Source organism: Microcoleus sp. Pol14D4, from assembly GCF_036701245.1.
In the GTDB taxonomy this organism is placed as follows: Bacteria; Cyanobacteriota; Cyanobacteriia; order Cyanobacteriales; family Microcoleaceae; genus Microcoleus.
The window spans coordinates 63198-69197 of sequence record NZ_JAUBQM010000027.1; the positions used below are offsets into that span (position 1 = coordinate 63198).

General features: G+C 44.2%; 6 protein-coding genes. 5 read left to right on the top strand and 1 reads right to left on the bottom strand.

Annotation, left to right across the window (positions count from 1 at the left end):
- The first annotated feature begins 115 nt into the window (after positions 1–115).
- The 5 genes from QUA33_RS12530 to QUA33_RS12550 all read left to right on the top strand — a co-directional run bounded on the left by QUA33_RS12530 (position 116) and on the right by QUA33_RS12550 (position 4693).
- Positions 116–361, top strand: coding sequence for a hypothetical protein (locus QUA33_RS12530; protein ID WP_333148861.1), 246 nt, complete (start codon positions 116–118; stop codon positions 359–361).
- Between the two features lie 5 nt (positions 362–366).
- On the top strand, positions 367–1359 hold the full coding sequence (locus QUA33_RS12535; RefSeq protein WP_333148862.1) for an ABC transporter substrate-binding protein: 993 nt from the start codon (positions 367–369) through the stop codon (positions 1357–1359).
- Complete coding sequence (locus QUA33_RS12540; RefSeq protein ID WP_333148863.1) at positions 1356–2348, top strand: ABC transporter substrate-binding protein; 993 nt, start codon at positions 1356–1358, stop codon at positions 2346–2348. The genes QUA33_RS12535 and QUA33_RS12540 overlap by 4 nt, the downstream gene beginning before the upstream one ends.
- A complete protein-coding gene (locus QUA33_RS12545) occupies positions 2345–4441 on the top strand; it encodes a SpoIIE family protein phosphatase (RefSeq protein WP_333148864.1) in 2097 nt (698 codons plus the stop codon). The genes QUA33_RS12540 and QUA33_RS12545 overlap by 4 nt, the downstream gene beginning before the upstream one ends.
- Before the next feature lie 117 nt (positions 4442–4558).
- Positions 4559–4693 carry a helix-turn-helix domain-containing protein gene (locus QUA33_RS12550; RefSeq protein WP_333148869.1) on the top strand — a complete coding sequence of 45 codons (135 nt, stop codon included), beginning with the start codon at positions 4559–4561 and terminating at the stop codon, positions 4691–4693.
- Between the two features lie 67 nt (positions 4694–4760).
- Here QUA33_RS12550 and QUA33_RS12555 read toward each other — a convergent pair whose 3' ends face one another.
- Positions 4761–5774, bottom strand: a complete 1014-nt coding sequence (locus QUA33_RS12555; RefSeq protein ID WP_333148865.1) for a poly(ethylene terephthalate) hydrolase family protein — start codon at positions 5772–5774, stop codon at positions 4761–4763.
- Positions 5775–6000: the final 226 nt, after the last annotated feature.

Consider the following 6000-nt stretch of genomic DNA (forward strand, 5'->3'; position numbering starts at 1 on the left):
GCGGTTTTGCATACATGGGCGGGCCTTGTAGAGATTGCCGGCTGATGTCACCTGCGCCGAGAGTCGCGATCGACCATAACTGCCACAATGTAGAAAGCTAAACCAGTAATTCCGCATGACTTACTCGCTAAGTGCCTACAAACGGCAGACTTCCAAGGGCTTCCACAACCGCCCCGACTACGAGAATGAATTTCACAAACAAGCTGCAAGTCGGTTAGTAGAATTGGCAAAAGTGCGATCGGGCAAGCTTGTTCTAGATATAGCCACCGGAACAGGTTTAGCGGCGATTGCGGACGATGCACTTAGGTCGATCGGGTTCCAGAAAATATCAGTCGCCTTTTCTACACCAGGAATGCTCTAGCTAGTATGTCTAAACTACTCAATTACATCTGTATATTTATTATTACCTGTTGGCTGCTGTTTGCTTGTCATTCTTCGCAACCTTTAAAAGTAAAACGTCCTCCCCTAAAAGTATCTTTTGTCCCTTTTGTTAGCTATACACCTCTAATCATTGCTCAACAAAAAGGATTCTTCAAAGCGCAAGGGGTAGACGTGGAACTCAGCTATGTAGACTACTCACAATTGCAAGACGCGGATTTCAGTGCAGGGAAGTATGATGCGATCGGATTGACCTTGGGGGATTTGGTGATATTGAGTGCCACAAATCCTGATATGCAAGCTGTGATGGTTTTGGATGAATCGACAGGTGCAGATGTGGTAGTCGCACAATCGGAGATTAAAACAATCCCTAACTTGAAAGGAAAAAAGCTTGGTGCAAATCTAGGCAGCTTTAGCGAGGTTTTTGTTACTGAGATGTTGAAAACCTCTAAACTGACGAGCGATGATGTTAGCCTGGTTAAAGCCGATGCTTTAGAAGTTCCCAATCGCTTACAAAACAACGCTATCCAAGCAGGACACACTTGGGAACCGTATCTTTCTGAAGCATTAAAATTAGGGGCGCATATCCTGTTTACAAGCAAGCAAACTCCAGGCTTAATTTTAGATTTGGTCGCGTTTCGGGGTGAGGCGATACGCGATCGCCCCGAAGATATTCGCGCCTTTGTGCGAGGCTGGCTTCAAGGCTTGTCATATTGGGAAGCAAATATTCCCGAAGGAAACGAGATCCTGAGCAAAGCGTTGAATATTCCCATCAAGACAATCTCTTTCAAGGGAATAGACCTCACTAATCTTGCAGAAAATCAAAAGTTCTTTCAATCAGACAGTCCTAATTATATCTACAAAACCGCCAAGAAATATGCAGACTTTTTTATTCGCACTGGCAATGTGACGCGCCTTCCCAATCTAGAAACCTTGTTCAATTCTTCTTTCTTAACCCCCCCTCATAGTCTGAAACCATGAAGCGCTCCTTTTTCAACAGCATCTTTATTATTATTACCTGCTGGCTGCTGTTTGCTTGTCATTCTCCGGAATCTCTAAAAGTAAAACCTCCTCCCCTGAAAGTAAGTTTTATCTCTTTTGTTGGCCATATGCCTGGCATCATTGCTCAAGAGAAAGGATTCTTCAAAGCGCAAGGGATAGACGTGGAACTGAGCTATGTAGACTACTTACAATTGCAACAAGCAGATTTCAGTGCAGGGAAGTATGATGGGATCGGATTAACCTTGGGAGATTTTATGATCTTGAGTGCCACAAATCCTGATATCCAAGCTGTGATGGTTGTGGATGAATCGACTGGTGCAGATGTCGTAGTCGCGCAATCGGACATTAAAAGAATTCTTAACTTGAAAGGAAAAAAGCTTGGTGCAAATCTAGGCGGCTTTAGCGAAGTCTTCGTTACTGAGATGTTGAAAATCTCTAAGCTGACGAGCGATGATGTTAGGCTGGTTAAAGTTGATGGTTTAGAAGTTCCCCAGCGCTTACAAAACAATGCTATCCAAGCAGGGCACACTTGGGAACCGCATATTTCGGAAGCATTAAAAATAGGGGCAAAAATTTTGTTTACAAGCAAGCAAACCCCAGGCTTAATTTTGGATTTGATCGCGTTTCGGGGTGAGGCGATACGCGATCGCCCCGAAGATATTCGCGCCTTTGTGCGAGGCTGGTTTCAAGCCTTGTCATATTGGGAAGCCAATATTCCCGAAGGAAACGAGATCGTGAGCAAAGCGTTGAATATTCCCAGCAAGACAATCTCTTTCGAGGGAATAGACCTCACTGACTTTGCCGAAAATCAAAAGTTCTTTCAATCAGACAGTCCTAATTATATCTACAAAACTGCCAAGAAATATGCGGACTTTTTTATTCGCGCTGGCAATGTGACGCGCCTTCCCAATCTAGAAAAATTGTTCAATTCTTCTTTCTTAACCCCCCCTCCTAGTCTGAAACCATGAAGCGTTCCTTTTTCAACAGCATTCGTACAAAGTTAATCGTGTCGTTTCTCCTCGTTGCTCTAATTCCATTGCTGTTGTTAGCATTTATCGACAAAAATACAACTGAAAAGGCATTGACCGACAACGCACGACAATCCCTATTTGCGGCAGCTAACGAAACTGTTTACAGAATAGATGGGTTTATCGATGGGAATCTCAGTGCCGTGCGCGTAGAAGCGATTTTACCAGGTTTGGCCGCCTATCTGGGCCTACCTCCAGAACGGCGAAATGGTAGTCCCCAAGAGATGTTAGCGACTGAAACCTTAACCCGGCTCAGTCGCAAAGATATGCTTAATATTATCTCCTATGCCTTGCTCAACTTAAAGGGACGGAATGTACTCGATACGAATACACCGGATGTCGGACGAGATGAATCCGGCCAAGATTACTTCCAAGAACCGCTCAAAACTCAACTACCTTTTGTTTCTAGTATTAGGCAATCGACGACAATTCCCAACCTCGCTACGCTTTTTTTTAGCAGTCCTGTTCGCGATGCGAAGGGAAATATATTGGGTGTATTGCGAGTCACATACAATGCCACATCTGTCCAGCAGTTGGTGACTCGGGAAACTGAACGCGCAGGTGCGAAATCCTTAGCAGTTCTTTTAGATGATCGCTATATTCATCTGGCACATAGCACTACACCTGAACTCCTTTTCAAATCAATTGTGCCTTTGTCACCCAATGTTGTAGCGAAACTGCAACGCGAAGGGCGTTTGCCTAAGACTATAACGAAAGAATTTGCAATCAATTTGCCCGACCTCAAGCAAGCTTTAGACACTAAGCAGCCCTATCTAACCACACGATTGGCAGCTAGGGGTAATAATGAGTTGAGCCTGTTAGCGATCGCCCGCCTGAAATATAAACCTTGGTCAGTTCTTTTCGCACAGCCCATTGCCGTTGCCCTAGCACCTGTAGAAAAACAAATACGTGATGCACTTATTTTATTAGCAATCATCGCCACAATTGTAACTATCATCGCTTTGGCGATCGCACAACTATTAACAAAGCCTGTGATTAACCTAACCCAAGCGGTTGCCCAGTTTACGGCAGGTAAGTTAGACATCCGTGTGAAGATGCGATCGCGAGACGAAATCGGTCTGCTGGCACGATCGTTCAACAGTATGGCGAGGCAAATCCAAGAATCCTTTGAAACCCTCGAAGACAAAGTTAAAGAACGAACAGCAGAACTCGCTCATGCTAATCAAGAAATCATTAGCCTCAACGAAAAACTCAAAGTAGACAACCTCCGCTTAGGTGCAGAATTAAATGTGGCGCGTCAGATCCAGCAAATGATTTTGCCTAACCCTGATGAACTGGAAATTGACGGACTAGATATCGCCGGATACATGGAACCCGCTGATGAAGTAGGAGGTGACTACTACGACGTGCTACAGATCGATGGTGTTGTCACACTGGCGATCGGTGATGTCACCGGACATGGCCTGGAAAGTGGCATTCTGATGCTGATGGCGCAAACCTCAGTTCGCACCCTGCAAGAGATTCGTGAACTAGACCCCGTTCGATTCCTGGATGTACTCAACCGTACCCTCTACAAAAACGTACAGCGCATGAATTCTGAGAAAAGTCTGACGCTGGCGATTTTGAGCTACTCCGAAGGACTCATTAGCATCAGCGGTCAGCATGAAGAAACGCTAGTTGTGCGAAAAAATGGAGATGTTGAGCGCATCGATACGATGGAGTTAGGCTTCCCCATCGCTTTAGATGATGATATCGCAGACTTCATCAGTCACGTCCTGATCGAGCTAGAACCTGGAGATGGCGTGGTGCTTTATACTGATGGCATTCCAGAAGCTTATAACATCCGCAAAAAGCAGTATGGACTGAAGCAATTGTGTCAAGTAATTAGTCAAAATTGGCACAAGTCTGCAGCAGGAGTTAAGGATGCGGTGATTGTAGATGTGCGGCAACATATAGGCAAGCAGAAAGTGTTTGATGATATTACTTTGCTAGTCTTTAAGCGGCAAGCTGACGTTACTGAAAAGGGAAATTTAGTTAAAAATATCATTTCCCAAAAAGAACTGCTACAATGAAAAACAAAGTTTGAGGAATACTTTATGAAAGTAAACTACCCAGAAAGAATTGATTTAACAGCAGAGGAGTTAAAAATAATTCTGTCCGAGTAGCGAACTCTACCTAATAAACAAAAAATTCAGGCACTTGATTGGTTAAAAACTGGAGCGAGTCAAAGCCTTATAGATGTAGCTGAACGTTTAGATGTACATAGAATTACTGTACATAGATGGTTAAAACAATATAGTGCTCGCGGTCTGTCAGATCAGTGATGCCCAATAATAAAACTGTACGCACACTATCTATTAGCCTTAATTTATCTTACGTTTTTTTAGGTAGCTAGTTAGAAGATGGTTTGGAAACTGCAACGGTGGTAACGCGGACATTCGGATCGAGGGCGTCACCTTGAGAGTAAATATAATCAAATGCCGATCGATCTTTAAGCATATGTGCCCGCAAAAACAGGGCGCTCCAACGGGCGATCGTTTCAATACCCACGGCTCGCTCTAAGGTAGCAGTATTGCGATCGGGGTTCGCACCAGCGGGGTTATTAACATCGGTAATGCCGAAGTGATTTGCACCCATAACAGCGATCAAAGCTTTGGGTGGTGTTTGAATTTGCTCAAAAGTGCTTTGAGATCGATCGGGCAGGGCGACACCATCGATAGATCCTTGAATCAACGCCACTGCAATGCCATCATTAGCGATGGGTACAAATTCATTAGCAATGGGATTCCGCAAGTTAGCCCCAAAAAATGCACCCGCTAATAGTTCTTTCGGGCGCGTAAATGGCTCTTGACACAAATACAATTCTGGGAGGCATTTATTAGCAATCACAGATAACCCCACTGCACCACCAAAAGAATGACCCAATAAACCAAGGCGCTGCGTATCGATAACAGACGAAATAGGAGATGTGGGGTTTGTGTTTTCGATCGCCATTTGCGACAAAACCGCCGCAATTTGCGAAGTTTCCGACGCCAAATTAGGCGGTAAAGTGGGGTTGAAGGGCGAAGGGCGCAAATGGTTCGGAACGACTACCACAAAGCCGTACCGCGCCACGTGGCTAGCGTAATCTGAATAAAATGATTTATCTACAAGCGCACCTTGCAATAAAAGTACAATGGGGAAAGAGTAATTACCTGAATTAAGATCGGATGGTGTAGGATAATAAATGTCAGCTAAATCGTTATTAGTAGATATCATCGTACTGTAAAAGCTGGTTTCTTTAAATGGCGGTGCATAACCGATTGTTGTGGCAAAGACTTTGCTAGCAAGGACAACAAACGCAGCAATTGCACAAACAATTGCTAGGGTTTTTGCCGAAAAAAAATGAGGGTGGAAATTCATCATTATTATTGTGGGTTTGAGAGTGCGTGCATAAGCTACGCAAAAAAACAAGTCGGTGACCGTTGGCAATTTAAGGAGCGTTGCCGGAAAATATTTCGGACTCTGTGGCTAAGAGTATCAACTTGTGATTAATAGAAATTTGTCTCAAAATTCTGGGGGGGTAACAACCAGCCTGAAACCCAGAGGTGGTGAGGATTGAGCCAATGTGTGGTAAAAAAAGATAGGCAGC

Excerpts from the sequence above, each read along its gene's own strand:
- QUA33_RS12530 (WP_333148861.1), top strand. The coding sequence starts at position 116 with ATGACTTACTCGCTAAGTGCCTACAAACGGCAGACTTCCAAGGGCTTC.
- QUA33_RS12540 (WP_333148863.1), top strand. The coding sequence starts at position 1,356 with ATGAAGCGCTCCTTTTTCAACAGCATCTTTATTATTATTACCTGCTGG.
- QUA33_RS12545 (WP_333148864.1), top strand. The coding sequence starts at position 2,345 with ATGAAGCGTTCCTTTTTCAACAGCATTCGTACAAAGTTAATCGTGTCG.
- QUA33_RS12535 (WP_333148862.1), top strand. The coding sequence starts at position 367 with ATGTCTAAACTACTCAATTACATCTGTATATTTATTATTACCTGTTGG.
- QUA33_RS12555 (WP_333148865.1), bottom strand. The coding sequence starts at position 5,774 with ATGATGAATTTCCACCCTCATTTTTTTTCGGCAAAAACCCTAGCAATT.